The 15,445-nt window shown below is 56.9% G+C and carries 15 protein-coding genes; 12 read left to right on the forward strand and 3 right to left on the reverse strand.

The genetic code is table 11. The annotated features are described in order from the left end of the window. From EF096_RS06970 to EF096_RS07020, 11 genes are all read left to right on the forward strand, one after another. Window positions 1-109 (forward strand): IS3 family transposase (locus tag EF096_RS06970; protein ID WP_148079639.1); only part of this gene is annotated, 109 nt, incomplete at its 5' end. A gap of 192 nt (window positions 110-301) precedes the next feature. Continuing rightward, the gene (locus tag EF096_RS06975) at window positions 302-871 is read left to right on the forward strand and encodes a T6SS immunity protein Tli4 family protein (RefSeq protein ID WP_235869653.1); all 570 of its coding nucleotides are present in this window, start codon (window positions 302-304) and stop codon (window positions 869-871) included. Between the two features lie 55 nt (window positions 872-926). Next, on the forward strand, window positions 927-1,493 hold the full coding sequence (locus tag EF096_RS06980) for a DUF3304 domain-containing protein (protein ID WP_220469426.1): 567 nt from the start codon (window positions 927-929) through the stop codon (window positions 1,491-1,493). Window positions 1,494-2,243: 750 nt separating this feature from the next. Further along, entirely contained in the window at window positions 2,244-2,381 is a 138-nt protein-coding gene (locus tag EF096_RS06985; protein ID WP_123888916.1) for a type VI secretion protein, read from the forward strand. A 20-nt stretch (window positions 2,382-2,401) separates the two neighbouring features. Continuing rightward, the gene (tagH, locus tag EF096_RS06990) at window positions 2,402-3,598 is read left to right on the forward strand and encodes a type VI secretion system-associated FHA domain protein TagH (protein WP_123888917.1); all 1,197 of its coding nucleotides are present in this window, start codon (window positions 2,402-2,404) and stop codon (window positions 3,596-3,598) included. A 5-nt stretch (window positions 3,599-3,603) separates the two neighbouring features. Then, window positions 3,604-4,092, forward strand: a complete 489-nt coding sequence (gene tssJ, locus EF096_RS06995) for a type VI secretion system lipoprotein TssJ (RefSeq protein ID WP_123888918.1) — start codon at window positions 3,604-3,606, stop codon at window positions 4,090-4,092. Window positions 4,093-4,095: 3 nt separating this feature from the next. Further along, on the forward strand, window positions 4,096-5,427 hold the full coding sequence (gene tssK / locus EF096_RS07000) for a type VI secretion system baseplate subunit TssK (protein WP_123888919.1): 1,332 nt from the start codon (window positions 4,096-4,098) through the stop codon (window positions 5,425-5,427). Window positions 5,428-5,432: 5 nt separating this feature from the next. Continuing rightward, window positions 5,433-6,323 carry a type IVB secretion system protein IcmH/DotU gene (gene icmH / locus EF096_RS07005; protein ID WP_123888920.1) on the forward strand — a complete coding sequence of 297 codons (891 nt, stop codon included), beginning with the start codon at window positions 5,433-5,435 and terminating at the stop codon, window positions 6,321-6,323. After that, window positions 6,320-9,841, forward strand: a complete 3,522-nt coding sequence (gene tssM / locus EF096_RS07010) for a type VI secretion system membrane subunit TssM (protein ID WP_123888921.1) — start codon at window positions 6,320-6,322, stop codon at window positions 9,839-9,841. Before icmH ends, tssM begins: the two co-directional genes overlap by 4 nt. After that, on the forward strand, window positions 9,841-10,572 hold the full coding sequence (locus tag EF096_RS07015; protein WP_123888922.1) for a PP2C family protein-serine/threonine phosphatase: 732 nt from the start codon (window positions 9,841-9,843) through the stop codon (window positions 10,570-10,572). The genes tssM and EF096_RS07015 overlap by 1 nt, the downstream gene beginning before the upstream one ends. A 17-nt stretch (window positions 10,573-10,589) precedes the next feature. Next, the gene (locus EF096_RS07020; RefSeq protein ID WP_123888923.1) at window positions 10,590-11,561 is read left to right on the forward strand and encodes a serine/threonine-protein kinase; all 972 of its coding nucleotides are present in this window, start codon (window positions 10,590-10,592) and stop codon (window positions 11,559-11,561) included. Window positions 11,562-11,635: 74 nt separating this feature from the next. On the opposite strand, the gene thrH is transcribed toward EF096_RS07020, so the two are convergent. Beyond that, window positions 11,636-12,253, reverse strand: coding sequence for a bifunctional phosphoserine phosphatase/homoserine phosphotransferase ThrH (gene thrH / locus EF096_RS07025; protein ID WP_123888924.1), 618 nt, complete (start codon window positions 12,251-12,253; stop codon window positions 11,636-11,638). A gap of 215 nt (window positions 12,254-12,468) precedes the next feature. Here thrH and EF096_RS07030 point away from each other — a divergent pair, with 215 nt between their 5' ends. After that, on the forward strand, window positions 12,469-13,194 hold the full coding sequence (locus EF096_RS07030; protein WP_123888925.1) for a phosphoadenylyl-sulfate reductase: 726 nt from the start codon (window positions 12,469-12,471) through the stop codon (window positions 13,192-13,194). Between the two features lie 77 nt (window positions 13,195-13,271). Here the strand turns inward: EF096_RS07030 and cysB are convergent, their stop codons facing one another. Next, a complete protein-coding gene (cysB, locus tag EF096_RS07035) occupies window positions 13,272-14,246 on the reverse strand; it encodes an HTH-type transcriptional regulator CysB (RefSeq protein ID WP_123888926.1) in 975 nt (324 codons plus the stop codon). A 273-nt stretch (window positions 14,247-14,519) separates the two neighbouring features. Beyond that, window positions 14,520-15,437 carry a 5'-nucleotidase gene (locus EF096_RS07040; RefSeq protein WP_123888927.1) on the reverse strand — a complete coding sequence of 306 codons (918 nt, stop codon included), beginning with the start codon at window positions 15,435-15,437 and terminating at the stop codon, window positions 14,520-14,522. Window positions 15,438-15,445: the final 8 nt, after the last annotated feature.

A 15,445-nucleotide genomic window follows, 5' to 3' on the forward strand; every position in this document is an offset into this window, starting at 1 on the left:
CAATTACATTGAGATGTTTTATAACCCAAGGCGCCGGCACGGCACGAGTGGTGACCTGTCACCGGTCGAGTACGAAAAGCGTCATTACCAGAGTCTGGCGAGTGTCTAGGATACTGGGGGCGATTCAGACCCAGAAAGTGCTGCCATATGGAGAAAGGAAGTAGAACAAACCAGAGAAAAAATTTCTCTTGCCCTCCCAACAGTCCACGATCTCGGCATCCCCGACGCCTATTTTGTCGGATCTGCTTCAGCTCCGGGCGAAGCCTACATTTACCGTAATAATCGCGTTTACGCTTTTTTCATGCGCAAGGCCTACGCACAGGGAAAAGGCAAGGAAGCCATGCTCGATATGATGTCGCGCTTCAGGCCTCGTGAGCTCTACGAAGTACCTGATGAAAGCGGTGTCTGCATTCCTTACGGCTTTATTGCCGATGATGGCGATGCCCACTATTCCGTCAAAAACAGCCTGCGCTTTACCGCGACCCCCAACGTGGTTTTTAGCCTAGTCACCGCCTCTGCCCACGACCCATGGGATACACACCCGAAAACAGGCACCTACGATACCGATTACCGCCCTGGGTTTGACGCCCAAAAATGGACGTTCAGGCGCTTTGTGGAGCCAACCTATATTGGCCCTCATCTGGCAGGCATGGACGGCTGGCGGTTAGACCCTATTCCCGGCTCAGGCGAGCAGGAGCGAGGTTGGTTTGGCCTGGCCAAAACCGGCGGCTTGCTGAGCCCGTTGGTGGCGGTGCAGGTATTTACCTTCCCCAAAGGTACCGATGACCTGACCGAATTCACACCGCCACCAGAAAACGTACTGCCGCGCTGGAAAGCCCTTAGCGAAACCATTGAGATCAGGGAGAATTAGGCCATTACGCTATCGGCTGGCTCAAACGGATAAGGTCAGTCCTCAAGGATGAATCATGCCCTACTCTCAGAGCTCACTCGCAACCCGACTCATAGCCGCCACCTTCATCACCATCGCCCTGCTAATGCTCAACGGCTGCGCCGAGCTGCAGCGTTCATCCGGCGTTGAGCGCTTGGGCGCCCCCATTGAGGGCTATAACCACCTGAGCTCGTCAGCGATAAACTGGTTTCGCATCAACGGCAGTGGAGGCTCAAATGTCAACGTCTCCACCGGCGGCGGTCAAACCTGCTGCGTCGTTCTACCCGTCACCTGGCAACCTGGCTTAACAGTAGTAGTTGAGTGGGAAGAAGATCCGGATCCCTTTGCTTACGGAGATTGGCCAGAGAGACGCTTTTCAGATGCATGGTATGCCCGTTTGGCTGAACACGAAACCCACTACACCCGTCACCGCGTCGAGGTGGAGGTCGCGCTTTATGAAGCTCTCGGGGTAGTCAACGTGCATTTTTTGCCTTGCAATGAAATCAGGGTCTCGGCAGGTACTACAAGATTCGGTTTAGCCAGCCACCCCTATAACTACTCGCTCAACATGGAAGAGCCCGCCCAATGCCCCACAAGGCCTTAGCCTTGTGATGGCTATGGCGTTGTATCCCTGATCGCAGAGGTTTTCACCGCACTAAACGCCCGAAGGCGAATAATGCCATCTTGCCATACCAGGCTTGTATGAAATGGCCGTGACAGACTGATGAAAGGCCTGCGAGGACACTAACCAGATCATTTCAGGCGAACGCTGCTGATGGTGACTGCTTCACAAAAGCGATAAACAAACGCTGGTAAACTCGCCTCCGCCACGATCACCACGCGGCTCAATTTTCATGCATTGCTATCGGACAGTTCTGCAGGCGGAGGTTATCTGGCTATACCCGCTAAGGGGGCGTGCGCAAGCCCTCTGAACGTGGTGACAACGTGCTCGAATGAAAGGCGCTGTTAGCGCGCACTTTTTTGATATTGGCTCAATGATTAAACAACCGCTTGTGCTTCATTGCTGCTCTGTTCTGTCGGCGCTTGCCTCGTCAATACGCGGGGTTCGCAAAGGTTTGGCCGCCACTAAAAAAGAACAGCCCCCCCTGCGGTCGTACGCAGAAAAGGGGCCATCGCGCTGATCAGCAAGCAGCTCCGGCGATCGTTCTGAGCCGTCACCGCCTAGATTGCAGCACTGCACACAACAGGATACAGGCCAGTCAAAAAGGGATTTTTCAAAACCATAAGGCCGCGCCTTCAGGACGAGGACGCCAGTAGCGCTGAGCAGATCGCGAACCTGGCCTTCCCCCTGTTTATCTCTGAATCAACCGGTCAACACCTAAGGAATATGGATATGACGGTAACCACCATTCGCTGCCTGCTGGCCCTGGCACTCACCGCGCTGCTGGCCGGCTGTGCTGGCAACCACAAGTTTGACGATGATGAATATCGCCCGTTGGGCGACCCCAAGACAGCAACCAGCGACGCCTAGTCGCAAGGAGCATCAACGCAATGGAACTGGTCTTCGATGTGGTCAGTGCGCAGCAATTTGAACCGGGATTACCCAACAGCAAAACCTTTAGACAGGCTGGTGGCGTTATCGGTCGCGGTGAAGATTGTGACTGGGTGATACCCGACCGAAAACGCATTGTGTCAGGACGTCATGCCGAGGTGAGTTTCCATAACGGCGTGTTCTATCTCACTGATACCAGCAGCAACGGCATCCTGTTCAAGGACACCGAAATGCCAATGCCTAAAGCCAAGCCGCAGGCCATTGAGCATGGGCAAGTCTACTGTATTGGCGAGTTTGAAATTCGCGCGCGTATAACGCGTGACCCGAGTGTGTTTGCTGAGCCGACCGATCCACTTGAGCAGCCGGAAAGCCTGATACCCGATGATGCTTTTTTGGACCTCGACCCGCTGAATGCAATGGATCAGCCCGAGCAGACTTACCGTGGCAACGATGACTTTGCGCTGCTGAATGAGCCTCAGCAAGGTTATGCCGATCAGCGCGCAGACTACGCACGCGTTGACATGGAAAGCCTGACCATTCCGGAGCTGCGCCAGCCAGAACAACCGGCGCCGGCACCCGCTCCCGCGCCGCAAGCAGCACCCGCACCCATCGCCGCTGGATTTTGGGAAGACTTCGCCAGGGCTCTAGGGGTCAACATCGATGACCTCAATGAGACCGAGCGTGAAGAGCTTGCACTCAAGAGCGCAACCTTACTGAAACAGAGCATGGGCCTGGTGCGCCAGAGCCTGCACACCCAAACGCAACTCAAAGGCGATCTGCAGCTCAATGATGGTTCGCAAGTCGGCCATCCGTTGCTGCTGGCACAAGATAGCCCGGCGGCACTGCACCAGTTGCTGCGTGAAACCAGCAGTGAGGAGTCCGCTCACCAGCTGCTGTCCTCTGCGTTTAGTGAGCTGCAATCGCATCAGGTCGCACTGATGGCTGCCAGCCGTAACGCCAGCAAGAGCCTGTTTGACCAGTTGGCACCCGAGCAACTGACCCTGCGCTTTGACCAGGACGGCGGCAGCTCGCTACTGAATACCTCGGGAGGCCGCTGGCGCGCTTATACGCGACTGCATCGTGAGCTGCAGCTCGACGACAGGTGGCACAAAGAGCTCTACACGCCCGAGTTTACCCATGCCTATCAGGAGCAACTGCGCCTGATCAACTCCCTCAATAGTTCATATCAAGGATGATCGCTATGTTTTCATCATTCGTTAATCGCTGCCTGCTTGGCTTACTTTGCGCGCTCATGCTGAGTGGCTGCTCCATGCTGTCGCCCTACTCGGATATGACCAAAGTTGACCTGACACTGCAGGGTAGCGAGCGTCTGAACCCCGATATCAATGATCGCCCCTCTCCTATCGTGCTGCAGCTGATTGAGTTGAAAAACCCGGTCGCATTCGAGCACGCGGATTTCTTCTCGCTGTATCAGCGCCCACGTGAAGTGCTGGCACCTGATCTGGTGGCCATGGAAGAGCTGGAGCTGCGTCCCGGTGAAGAACGCACCTACAAACTGTCGGCGCAACCAGAGAGCCGCTACCTGGCCGTATTGGCCGCCTACCGCGATTTACCACAGGCCCAATGGCGTATTGTGCTCCCGCTGGATAGTAAGGAGCGCAATGAAGTGGAGTTGTTGCTGGATGAACAGGGTATTCGCAAGCTTGATTCCAACAAGGATGAGGATTGAAGCATGAGCATGCAAAAAGTGGTCTGGCAGGAAGGTATGCTGCTAAGACCCCAGCACTTTCAGCAGAATGACAGGTACTACGAGCAGCAGCTCAAAAGCCGCACACAGAAGCTGATCAGCCACGCCTGGGGCTTTTTTAACCTGGAGATCGACGCCCAGTTTCTGAACATGGGCAAACTGGTTATCAGCCATGCCAGTGGTGTATTGCCGGACGGCAGCCTGTTCGAGATTGGCAATGAGAAAGAGCCACTGGCCGTCGACGTGCCGCCTAATACCAACAGCACGCCGGTCTATCTGGCGCTGCCTCTGGTGACCAGCAATCACGTTGAGACTCGCCGACCTAACCAGAAGGATGTGCTGGCGCGCTTTACCGCGCACGAGACCGAAGTTGCCGATTCCAACGCTGGCGATAGCAGCGCCAGTCAGGTCAGTTGCGCCCAGCCCGATTTCCGACTGTTGCTCGGCCAGCACCCGAACGAGCAAGCCTTTGTGCGCCTGCAAATCTGCGAGATACAGGACAGTACCCCCGATGCGGTTATCAGCCTGAACCCGGAATACGTGCCGACCTACCTGCACAGCCACGCCAGTAGCTACCTGCTGTCGTGCATGAAAGAGGTCGTCAGCATGCTCGCGCACCGTGGCGATATGCTTGCTGAGCGCATTCGTGCGACTGGCAAGATGGGCAGCGCCGAGGTAGGTGATTTCATGATGCTGCAGCTGATCAACCGCTGCGAACCCGTGTTGCGTCACCTGCTGAATATGGAGCAGGTGCATCCTGAACAGATCTACCGCGAGCTGCTAGCCATGCTTGGCGAGCTATCTACCTACGCCAGCGATAGCAAAAGACCCAAGCACGACAGCCGTTACCAGCACAGCGATCAAGGTCAGAGCTTTCGCAAGTTGATGGATGCGATTCGCCAAGTGCTGTCGATGGTGCTCGAACAGCACGCCGTCGAGCTGCCGCTGCAACAGCGTCAGTACGGTATCAAGGTCTCGCCGATCAACGACCCCAAGCTGCTTGGCAGCGCGTCTTTCGTCCTGGCGGCCAGCGCCCAATGCGACTCCGAAGAGCTGCGCAAACGCCTGCCTGCGCACCTCAAGGTCGGCGCGGTCGAGCGTATTCGTCAACTGGTCAACCTGCATCTGCCGGGCATCAAGGTCAAGCCGTTGCCGGTTGCGCCACGGCAGATCCCGTTCCATTCCAGCAAGACCTACTTTGCTCTCGAGTTCACCTCGGAAGAGCTCGCCCAGCTCGAACGCTCGGGCGGCTTTGCCTTCCATGTGTCAGGTGAGATCAGCGGGCTTGAGCTTGCGTTCTGGGCTATCAGGAGCTAAGCGAGATGATCAGGGAAATGGATTACAGTCAGGACGATAAAACCGTCATCCTCAGCCGCGACGGCCAAAAGCCAGCCGACAGCACCTTGACCGACTTTGCTGCGCCACCGCGTTACGAGAAGCTTGAAGAGCGCATGGTGTACGCAGCAAGGGTCAAGCCGGCGGAACAGTCCCACCAGGGGCTCAACCCGCTAGTCGGCATGGCCACCAACCTGCTGTCTGAAATCGTCAGACTGAAGCACAGCCTTCAATCCGAAGATCTCTACCTGCTTAAAGAGCGTCTGGCCAGCGAGATCAAGCTGTTCGAGCACCGCGCTCTGCAAGAGAGCGCCGACAGTGGCCAGGTGATGGGCGCGCGCTATGTATTGTGCACCGCGCTCGACGAAGCCGTGGTCACTACCCCCTGGGGTAATGAAAGCGAATGGTCACAGATGAGCCTGCTGAGCAGCTTTCATAACGAGACCTTTGGCGGCGAAAAGTTCTTCATTTTGCTTGACCGTCTGGCCCGTAACCCGGTCAAACACCTGGACATGCTGGAGTTGATGTATGTCTGTTTGTCGCTCGGGTTTGAGGGCAAATACCGGGTCATGCCGCGCGGTCTGCTGGAGCTGGAGAACATCCGCGACAGCTTGTTTCGTCAGATCCGTCAGATCCGTGGCGACGTGCCGCGCGAAATATCCCCACACTGGCAAGGCCTCAAGGGCGAAGGTCGCAGGCTGGTGCGCTATGCGCCCTGGTGGCTGGTCACCGCACTCACCCTCACCTGCCTGGCCGTGCTCTACGGTGGCTTTGCCTGGGTGCTCGATGAACAGCGCGACAGCGTCATGCCACCCTATGTCAGTGCTAGCGTAGAACCTCCAGCAGCGCCATCGGTCGCAGGGAAGAACTCACAATGAAGGGATTTGCACGTAAAGCCGCAGCCGTGCTGCGCAAGACCTGGGTTTGGACGCTGCTGTGCGTCCTGCTGCTCGCCCTCTTTATCTGGTTTGCCGGGCCGCTGCTGGCAGTAAATGACTACCGCTTCTGGGAATCGGCTGGCAGTCGTTTGCTCAGTATCAGTCTGCTGTTCCTGGCCTGGGGCCTGAGCATGGTGTTCTTCAACTGGCGCAATGATAAGCGCAAGAAAGAAGAAGAAAACGATGAGCAGGCGCAAGAACGCATTCGCCGCGAAGAACAGATTATTGAGCAGCAACTGACGCTGCAAGAACGTTTTCGCGACGCGATGCGCACGCTGCGTACCTCCAGTTTGTACCGTAGCCGCAGTGATCGCTGGAAGCGTGACTTGCCCTGGTATCTATTGCTGGGGCCTGAGGCCAGCGGTAAAACCAGCCTGCTGGAGCATTCCGGGCTGGAGTTCCCGCTTAACAAAGGCAACGAAGAGCGCATCACTCGCAGCCTGACCGGCACCGATCATGCCGATTGGTACTTTGCCGAGCACGCGGTCATTATCGATACCGCCGGACGCTACCAGACCCAACCCGACGGCGATCTGGATGCGCACGGCTGGCGCACCCTGCTGAAGTTGCTGCGTAAGCGACGTGGCCGTCACCTCAACGGGGTTCTGGTCACCCTACCCGCAGATCTTCTGCTGACCGGCAATGAAATGGAGCTCGAAGCGCTCGCCCGGCAGACCCGCCAGCGGTTGCTGGAGGTGAATCAGGACCTGGGCGTTGATGTGCCAGTTTATCTGGTTATCAGCAAAGGCGACCGGATACTTGGCTTTGAAGAATTCTTTGACCACTTGAGCCAGGAAGAACGGCACCAGGTGATGGGTGTCAGCTTTACCAAGGAACAGGACGGCACCGAAAGCGGCGTGGTCCGTACCGAGCTCAACAGCTTGCTCCAGCGTCTCAATAGCCAGGTTATTCCGCGTTTGCACCTGGAGCGCGACAGCCAGCGCCGCGGGCGCATACTCGACTTTCCGCACCAGCTCGGCGGCCTGGGTGAACATCTGAGTCTGTTTATCGAGCTGGCATTTGCCGGCAATCGGTATCAGCGTGCGACGCAGCTGCGCGGCTTCTACCTCACCAGTGCGCCGCAACTGCATGGCGCGCAAGACCCCATGCAGAGTGAGTTCAGCCGCAACCTGGGTATGCCTGCCCCGCCGCTGCCAGCCTATAACCGGCAACAGGGCTACTTTATTGAGCGCCTACTCAGCGACGTGATTTTCCCTGAGTCAGCCCTGGCCGGGCTGGACGATCGTGAAATCAAACGTCTGCACCGCCGTCAGCGGGTTCTCTACGCGGGTGCCTTTGCCGGCTTGGCTGTGCTCGGCATCAGCTGGGCCATGAGCTTCTCGGCCAACCACGACCGCTATGAGCAACTGCGTCAGCTGAGCGAATACTTTGATGATGAACCCGCCAATATCACGGCCCTTAGTAACGCGCCCAATCTGCTCAAGCAGCTGGATACGCATTACGCCGCCACCCTGGTATTTCCGCCCAGCGATGACGTGCGCTGGCACGAGCGGGCCGGACTCTACCCCGGCGAAGAGGTTAATCCTGAGCTGACCAACGCTTACCAGGACACGCTGCGTGAATACCTGCTGCCACTCGTAGCGAAACAGCTGGAAGAGCAGATTCGCAGCGAGATGCATGACCGCGAGCGCCTGCTGGGCAGTCTGCGTGCCTACCTGATGCTGAATATCAAGGAACGCCGCGAGTCCGACTTCCTCAAGGACTGGATGGCGGATGAGTGGTCCACCCGTTATACCAACAATAACGCCGTACAAAGCAGCCTGAGCAGTCACTTTGCCCGCCTGCTGGATACCTCTTTTACGAGCTACAAGCTGGACGACCGTCTGGTTGCCGACGCGCGTCAACAATTGCGTGGCGAGTCACTGGCCAGCGTGATTTACCGCATGTTGCGCGAGCAGGCACGCCGCCTACCCGAGTACCGCATGGATCAGCAGTTGGGACCGCAGGCGCTGCTGTTGACCGCACGCACCAACCGCATTCCAGGCTTCTATACCAAGAAAGGCTATGAGCAGATGTTTCTCGCTCAAGGGCCGGACCTGGTGCGCAACATGCTCAAGGACAACTGGGTACTGGGTAACAGCGAAGAGCTGAGCCCACGCGACCTGGCGCGTCTGAGCGATGAAATCGAGGCGCTGTATTTCCAGGACTATTCAGACCAGTGGATCAACGCCGTTGCGCGCCTGCAACTGGAACCACTTGGCACTACCGGTGCCGGGGCAGAGAGGCTATCCGGCCTGGCTGCGGCCAACTCACCGATTACCCGCTTGTTGCAGGAAGTGCGCGAAAACACCCTGTTTACGCCGCCGGAAATTCCGGAGATTCCTGATGAAGTAGGCAACATGGGTAATTCACGCCGCGCACGCCAACTACAAAAGGTTGCTGAGCTGGGTGCCGACGTCGCAGCGGATCAGTTGACCCAGACCGCCGGTCAAAAAGCCCTGCAGCAGCGCTTTAGCAATCTGCACGAGCTGCTCAACAGCGACGGCAATCCTGGTCCGCAACTGGCTACTGCGTTGCAATCTCTGGGCGCCTTGCAACTGCAATTGGCGCAACTGGCCAATTCCGGCACACCGCAGCAGGATGCCTTCGAGATGGCCAAGGCGCGTATGCAAGGCCAGCGCGATGCTATCAACCAGGTACGCAGCAGTGCTGGCAGCTTGCCGAGCCCGGTCAGCAACTGGATCTCGCTGATCGCCGAAGACGGCTGGATGCTGGTGCTCTCGGATGCTCATCAGTATCTGAACCAGCGTTATCGCAGCGAGCTGTACAGCGCGTATCGCACGTCATTGAGGCAGCGCTACCCGTTCGCCACCGGCACCGACAGCGATGTGGATCTGGCTGACTTCCGCGCCTTCTTCAAGGAACAAGGGACTGCCGACGCCTTCTTTGATCGCTATCTGTCAGCCTTTATCAGTGGCTCCTCCGGACAGTACCGGCTGCGCCGGGTAGATGGCCGTGCGATGCCGATTTCAAGAGCTTTCCTTGCTCAGATGAATCGCGTGCAGACCATCCGCCGAAGCTTCTTTGCCGAAGATCCGAACGATCCAAGCATCCTGTTCAAACTGGAGCCCTACTCCCTGGACTCAAGTCTGGGACGCGCCAGCTTTCGCTACGGTGGCCAGAATATGGAGTACCGCCACGGTCCTATCGTGCAAAGCTCGTTCCGTTGGCCGTCACGCGCTGGCGATGAGCGCGCCAGTCTGATGGTAGAAGACCTGGGCGGTCGCCGCATGGGCATGGAGCAAAGCTCTGGGACCTGGTCGTTATTCCGCCTGCTGGATCAGATGGAAGTTGATCATCACAGCGAACGCGACGTGCTGCTGCTCAAGGCGAGCCTGAGTGGGCTGCGGGCTAACTACCTGCTCCACAGCCAGCGTTCCCCCAACCCGTTTGACGTATCGGTGCTGCGCAGCTTTGAATTGCCGGCGCGACTCTAATGCAGGTGCTGCAAAGCTGCTGGAAGAGCGCAGCGCGCACCGACCGGGGCAAGGTACGCAAGCGTAACGAAGACTCCGTGCTCGACCAGCCAGAGCGCGGCGTCTGGCTGGTCGCAGACGGTATGGGCGGTCACCAGAACGGTGCGCTGGCCAGTCGTCTGATCGTTGAGGAAGTTGCTGAGCTAGTGCCCCACGACGACCTAGATCAGCAAGTTAAACAGGTGCGCCAGGCGCTGCATGTGGTGAATCGTCGGCTCGGCTACGAGGTGACGGTGACCGCGGATCAACCAGATGCCGTCATGGGCAGTACCGTGGTCGCGCTGATTGGCGACCAGGAGCGAGCGGTCTGCTTGTGGGCCGGGGACAGTCGCTGTTACCTGTGGCGCAATCAGCGCTTGTATCAGCTATCGCGTGATCACTCGTTATTGCAGCAGCTGATTCATGAGGATCAGATGGACCCGCAGGAAGCGGCGCGCCACCCTTCCGCCAACGCCCTCACTCGCGCAGTAGGCGCGCATGAGCAACTGGTACTGGAGATTCTGGAGTTCAGTGTGCAGCCTGGCGACACCCTGCTGCTGTGCAGCGACGGCCTGTATCAAGCCGTCTCGGCAGGCAGTATCAGCCACGCACTGGGTCTGATCTCACCCGCGGCGGCGGTTGAGTATCTGTTCTCACATGCGCTTTCCGGACCCGCGCGCGACAACATCAGCGCGGTGGTTATGCGCAGATGAGGCACAAGGAGCAGTCAATGGATTCTGCACTGGAAACACCAGACAGCCCGGCAGGCACACAACTGGCTGGCAAGTCTGCTAAAACGATCAGTACCACTGCGCCGCAAAGCAGTGAGCTGCCCGAGGTACTCAACAACCGTTACCGTATCGAGCGGCTGCTGGGTGTAGGCGGCATGGGGGCGGTATATCGTGCGCGTGATTTACTGCGCGAACAGTACGGTGACCCCGATCCCTACGTTGCGCTCAAAACGCTGAACGAAGAGTTTGCCGAATATCCCGACGCCAATGCCCTGCTCTACAGCGAGTTTGCCCTGACCAGCCGTTTGCGCCATAGCAACGTGATCCGCTTCTATGCATTCAACGTTGATCGCACCAGCCAGCGCGCCTTCATGACCATGGAATTGCTCAAGGGGCCAACGCTGGATCACTTGATCAGCGAGCGGCAAGAGGGTTTACCCTGGCTTGAGTTTCGACAGATTGCCATTCCGCTGCTGGAAGCGCTGCACGCCTCGCATAGCCTGGGCGTGCTGCACGGCGACATCAAGCCCAGCAACGTCATGTTGACGGCCGACGGACTGCGCCTGTTTGATTATGGTTTAGGCGAGCCGCTACAGGGCCTGCTGCCCGGCCTACCCCGCCTTAGCCGTAAAAGGATTGCCGCCTGGACGCCGCGTTATGCTGCACTGGAATTACTCGACGGCGGCGAGTTGACCGAAGCGGCTGACCTGTATGCCGTTGCCGTGATCCTGTACGAGCTGATCAGCGGCCATCATCCATACAGCCGACTAACCGCCAAGCAGGCAAAATGCATGGAACAGGGTGAGACACTGGATAAACCGGAGAACCTGCCAAAGCACTGCTGGCCAACGCTGAAAGCGGCGCTGGCCTTCGACGAACAGGATCGTCAGACCACAGTTGCAGAGCTACTGGCCAGCTTCAACCACCAGCCAATCAGCCTGCTGCAGCGTTTATTGGGTCGCACGGCCTGAAAGCCTAAGCCTGAGGCAAAAAAAAGCCCCGCAAACCTGGTTTGCGGGGCTTCTTATTTACCGGCTACAACCGATCAGAGCGACAGCTCGCGGTTGGATGCCTTGATGAATTCCTGCTTCAGATCATCGAAGGTCTGCACTGCCGGGAACTGCGGAAATTCGTCGATCACGTTCTGCGGCGCGTGAAACAGAATACCAGCATGGGCTTCAGACAACATGGTGGTGTCGTTGTATGAATCACCAGCGGCAATAATGCGGTAGTAGATGCTCTTCAAGGCAACGACCGACTGACGCTTGGGGTCTTTCTGGCGCAGTTGATAATCCACTACGCGGTCGTTTTCATCGGTAATCAAACGATGGCAAAGCAGGGTCGGAAAGCCCAACTGGCGCATCAGTGGCTGCGAAAACTCGTAGAAGGTATCGGACAGAATGACAACTTGAAAGCGCTCACGCAGCCAGCTAACAAACTCGACGGCACCGTCCAATGGCTTTAGCGTAGCGATGACTTCCTGAATGTCTGACAGCTTGAGGCCGTGCTTGTCGAGAATCGACAGGCGCTGCTTCATCAACACATCGTAATCAGGAATATCCCGGGTTGTCGCCTTGAGTTCTTCAATGCCGGTTTTCTCGGCAAAGGCAATCCAGATTTCGGGGACCAATACGCCCTCAAGGTCAAGGCAGGCAATTTCCACGTAACTCTCCTGATAAGGGTAAATTCAATGCCGCACAATCTACCGCCAAGCGCTTCGAGGCGCAACGAGAAAGCCCTGAAAATCACCATTGAAATAACATAAGTGCATAAAAATATAACTAAATAAAAGAGGATGGACTAAAGCCCCTTTGTTAGACTTTCCGCCCATAGAACGGTGAACAATACAGACACCGCGGGATAAAGAGCCTGATGCCCATGACTACCTTTGATACTGCAAAACTCGCCGGCGACTACGCCAATGAGTCGCCACAAAAGATCCTCGAACTGGCCTTGAACCACTTTGACAACCTCTGGCTGTCCTTCAGTGGTGCCGATGACATCGTCGTGCTCGACATGGCCTGGAAAATCAATCCCAACATCAAGGTATTCACCTTGGATACCGGCCGCCTGCACCCGGAAACCTACCGGTTTCTCGAACAGGTACGCAAACACTACGGCATCAAGATTGAGGCGCTGTCACCAGACCATCAGCAACTCGAAGCCTACGTGCACGAAAAAGGCCTGTTCGACTTCTATGAAAGCGGTCATGGCGAATGTTGCGGCATCCGCAAGATCGCCCCACTACGCCGCAAACTGGCCAGCGTCGATGCCTGGATTACTGGCCAGCGCAAAGACCAGAGCCCCACCCGCGCAGACGTACCCGTCATTGAGCAGGACGCGGCGTTTTCTACACCAGAACATACCGTGATCAAGTTCAACCCACTGGCAAGCTACAGTAGCGAAGACGTTTGGAATTACATCCGCATGCTGGAGATTCCCTACAATCCGTTGCACGAACGCGGCTTCGTCAGCATCGGCTGTGAGCCCTGCACTCGGCCGGTACTGCCTAATCAGCATGAGCGCGAAGGTCGCTGGTGGTGGGAAGAAGCCACCCAGAAAGAATGCGGTTTGCACGCCGGCAACCTGATCGCCAAGTCCTGATAGTACTGTCTGACGCTTTACGCAGCAGCTACAAAAAACCGGAGCAATGCTCCGGTTTTTTGTGCTCACTGTGACGCTTAATGCACAGGCAGCTCGACCCCGGCAAACAACTCATCCAGCTCGAGCTTGTTACTGCACTGCAATGCATTATCGATCATCTCGCGGGTGAGGTGCGGCGCGAAGGTTTCGATAAAGTCGTACATGTAACCACGCAGGAAGGTGCCACGGCGGAAGCCAATCTTGGTCACGCTGGCTTCAAACAACTTGCTGGCGTCGATCACCACCAGATCAGGATCAGCCACGGCATCCACTGCCATATGCGCGACGATACCCACACCCAGGCCCAAACGAACGTAAGTCTTGATCACATCCGCATCGGCAGCCGTGAACACCACCTTGGGCGACAAGCCACGATTGCTAAAGGCCTCATCCAGTTTGGAGCGCCCCGTAAAGCCAAAGACATAGGTGACCAGCGGATGCTCGGCCAGCGCCTCCAGCGTCAATTCACCAATGTCCGCCAGAGGATGCCCCTTGGGCACGATCACACAGCGATTCCACTTGTAACAGGGCATCATCACCAGATCGGAAAACAGCTCAAGCGCCTCAGTCGCGATGGCAAAATCGGCGGTACCATCGACGGCCATTTCGCAGATCTGCATCGGCGTGCCTTGGTGCATATGCAAAGAGACGTCGGGGTAGCTGCTGATGAATCTTTTGATAATCGGCGGCAACGCGTAGCGTGCCTGGGTATGGGTGGTCGATAGCGTTAGCGTGCCCTTGCGCTCATTGCTGAACTCCTGGGCGATCTGCTTGATGCTGTCGACCTTGCGCAGTATCTCACCCGCAGTCTCGATAATCCGCTCTCCCGCCGGGGTAATGCGCGTCAAGTGTTTGCCGCTACGCGAAAAAACCTCTACGCCGAGTTCATCCTCCAGCAGGCGAATCTGCTTGCTGATGCCGGGCTGCGAGGTGTACAGGCTCTGCGCCGTGGCGGATACGTTGAGATCGTGGTGGGCCACTTCCCAGATATAGCGCAGTTGCTGCAACTTCATAGGTATTCCTCTGCTTGATCCAGCGGCCTTGATGCAAACCGCTTTTGGCCTCTTGGGCGTTACACCTTTGAGTCTTTTTTGGGCTGTAGTTTGGTTACGGCAAAGGTGTCTGTCAGGGATAGACCGCTTATAACCAGATTAGTTGTTAATCGTCTTAGGTTAGACGATAAAATCAGGTTTAGACAGGAAAGTTTAATAATGCCGACCAACAGCAGAGTAAAAATTAAGCAGACGATAAAATCTATTAACAATCAATTAGTTGCGCAGCGTTCATTAACGCGGCTCGGGGATCTTGAGATTACTGATACCATGGGGCACGTGACCGGTCGGCACCACGCCCATCGCACGCTGGCAGTGGCCTTCCTGATCATCAAAAAACAGATCAGCGCCAAACGCCTGTAAAAATTCGGATTTATCCAACCCACCCAGAAACAGCGACTCGTCGAGACGAATATCCCATTCACGCAAGGTGCGTATCACGCGCTCATGGGCTGGCGCGCTGCGGGCCGTGAACAAGGCGGTGCGAATAGGGCATTGCTCCTGCCCAAACTCGGTCTGGATTCGGTTAAGTGCGGCGAGAAAGGCCTTGAACGGGCCACCACCGAGCGGCTGCCTGGCGGCAGCCTGTTCGCTGGCCTGAAAGGCGGCCAAACCGTCGCGCTGAAATACCTGCTCTGACTCATCGGAAAACAGCACCGCATCGCCATCAAAGGCAATACGCAGTTCGTCGCGGGTTTCCCGACGCAGCCGTGAAGGCAGAATAGTCGCGGCGGCAAAGCCGGCATCCAGCGTCGCACGCACATCTTCTGCGTGAGTAGATAGAAACAGATGACAGCCAAAGGCAGGAATATAGGTAAAGGGACTGCGGCCGCCAGCGAAGGCGGCGCGCGTTATACCCAGCTGATAGTGCTGAATCGAGTTGAATACCCGCAGGCCGGTATCCGCGCTGTTACGCGACAGCAGCACCACCTCTACCCTGCTGTCGCCTGCAAGCAAACTGTTGATGTGCAAAAGCTTTTGCACCAGCGCGAAGGCCTCACCCGGCTCTAGGGGCGAGTCCTCGCGGGCTATCTGATACTGACGGTAGGCTTCCAGCCCCTCACGCTCATAGACCTGATGACTTTCATCCAGATCAAACAATGCCCTCGATGAGATGGCGATGACCAGTTTGTCACCGAGTAGCGCGGGCATAGTCGTCC

The sequence above is a fragment of the Pseudomonas neustonica genome (assembly GCF_003797945.1).
In the GTDB taxonomy this organism is placed as follows: Bacteria; Pseudomonadota; Gammaproteobacteria; order Pseudomonadales; family Pseudomonadaceae; genus Halopseudomonas; species Halopseudomonas neustonica.

Excerpts from the sequence above, each read along its gene's own strand:
- tssK (WP_123888919.1), top strand. The coding sequence starts at position 4,096 with ATGAGCATGCAAAAAGTGGTCTGGCAGGAAGGTATGCTGCTAAGACCC.
- icmH (WP_123888920.1), top strand. The coding sequence starts at position 5,433 with ATGATCAGGGAAATGGATTACAGTCAGGACGATAAAACCGTCATCCTC.
- EF096_RS06975 (WP_235869653.1), top strand. The coding sequence starts at position 302 with ATGCGCAAGGCCTACGCACAGGGAAAAGGCAAGGAAGCCATGCTCGAT.
- EF096_RS07015 (WP_123888922.1), top strand. The coding sequence starts at position 9,841 with ATGCAGGTGCTGCAAAGCTGCTGGAAGAGCGCAGCGCGCACCGACCGG.
- tagH (WP_123888917.1), top strand. The coding sequence starts at position 2,402 with ATGGAACTGGTCTTCGATGTGGTCAGTGCGCAGCAATTTGAACCGGGA.
- tssM (WP_123888921.1), top strand. The coding sequence starts at position 6,320 with ATGAAGGGATTTGCACGTAAAGCCGCAGCCGTGCTGCGCAAGACCTGG.
- cysB (WP_123888926.1), bottom strand. The coding sequence starts at position 14,246 with ATGAAGTTGCAGCAACTGCGCTATATCTGGGAAGTGGCCCACCACGAT.
- tssJ (WP_123888918.1), top strand. The coding sequence starts at position 3,604 with ATGTTTTCATCATTCGTTAATCGCTGCCTGCTTGGCTTACTTTGCGCG.
- EF096_RS06985 (WP_123888916.1), top strand. The coding sequence starts at position 2,244 with ATGACGGTAACCACCATTCGCTGCCTGCTGGCCCTGGCACTCACCGCG.
- EF096_RS06980 (WP_220469426.1), top strand. The coding sequence starts at position 927 with ATGCCCTACTCTCAGAGCTCACTCGCAACCCGACTCATAGCCGCCACC.
- EF096_RS07020 (WP_123888923.1), top strand. The coding sequence starts at position 10,590 with ATGGATTCTGCACTGGAAACACCAGACAGCCCGGCAGGCACACAACTG.
- EF096_RS07030 (WP_123888925.1), top strand. The coding sequence starts at position 12,469 with ATGACTACCTTTGATACTGCAAAACTCGCCGGCGACTACGCCAATGAG.
- EF096_RS07040 (WP_123888927.1), bottom strand. The coding sequence starts at position 15,437 with ATGCCCGCGCTACTCGGTGACAAACTGGTCATCGCCATCTCATCGAGG.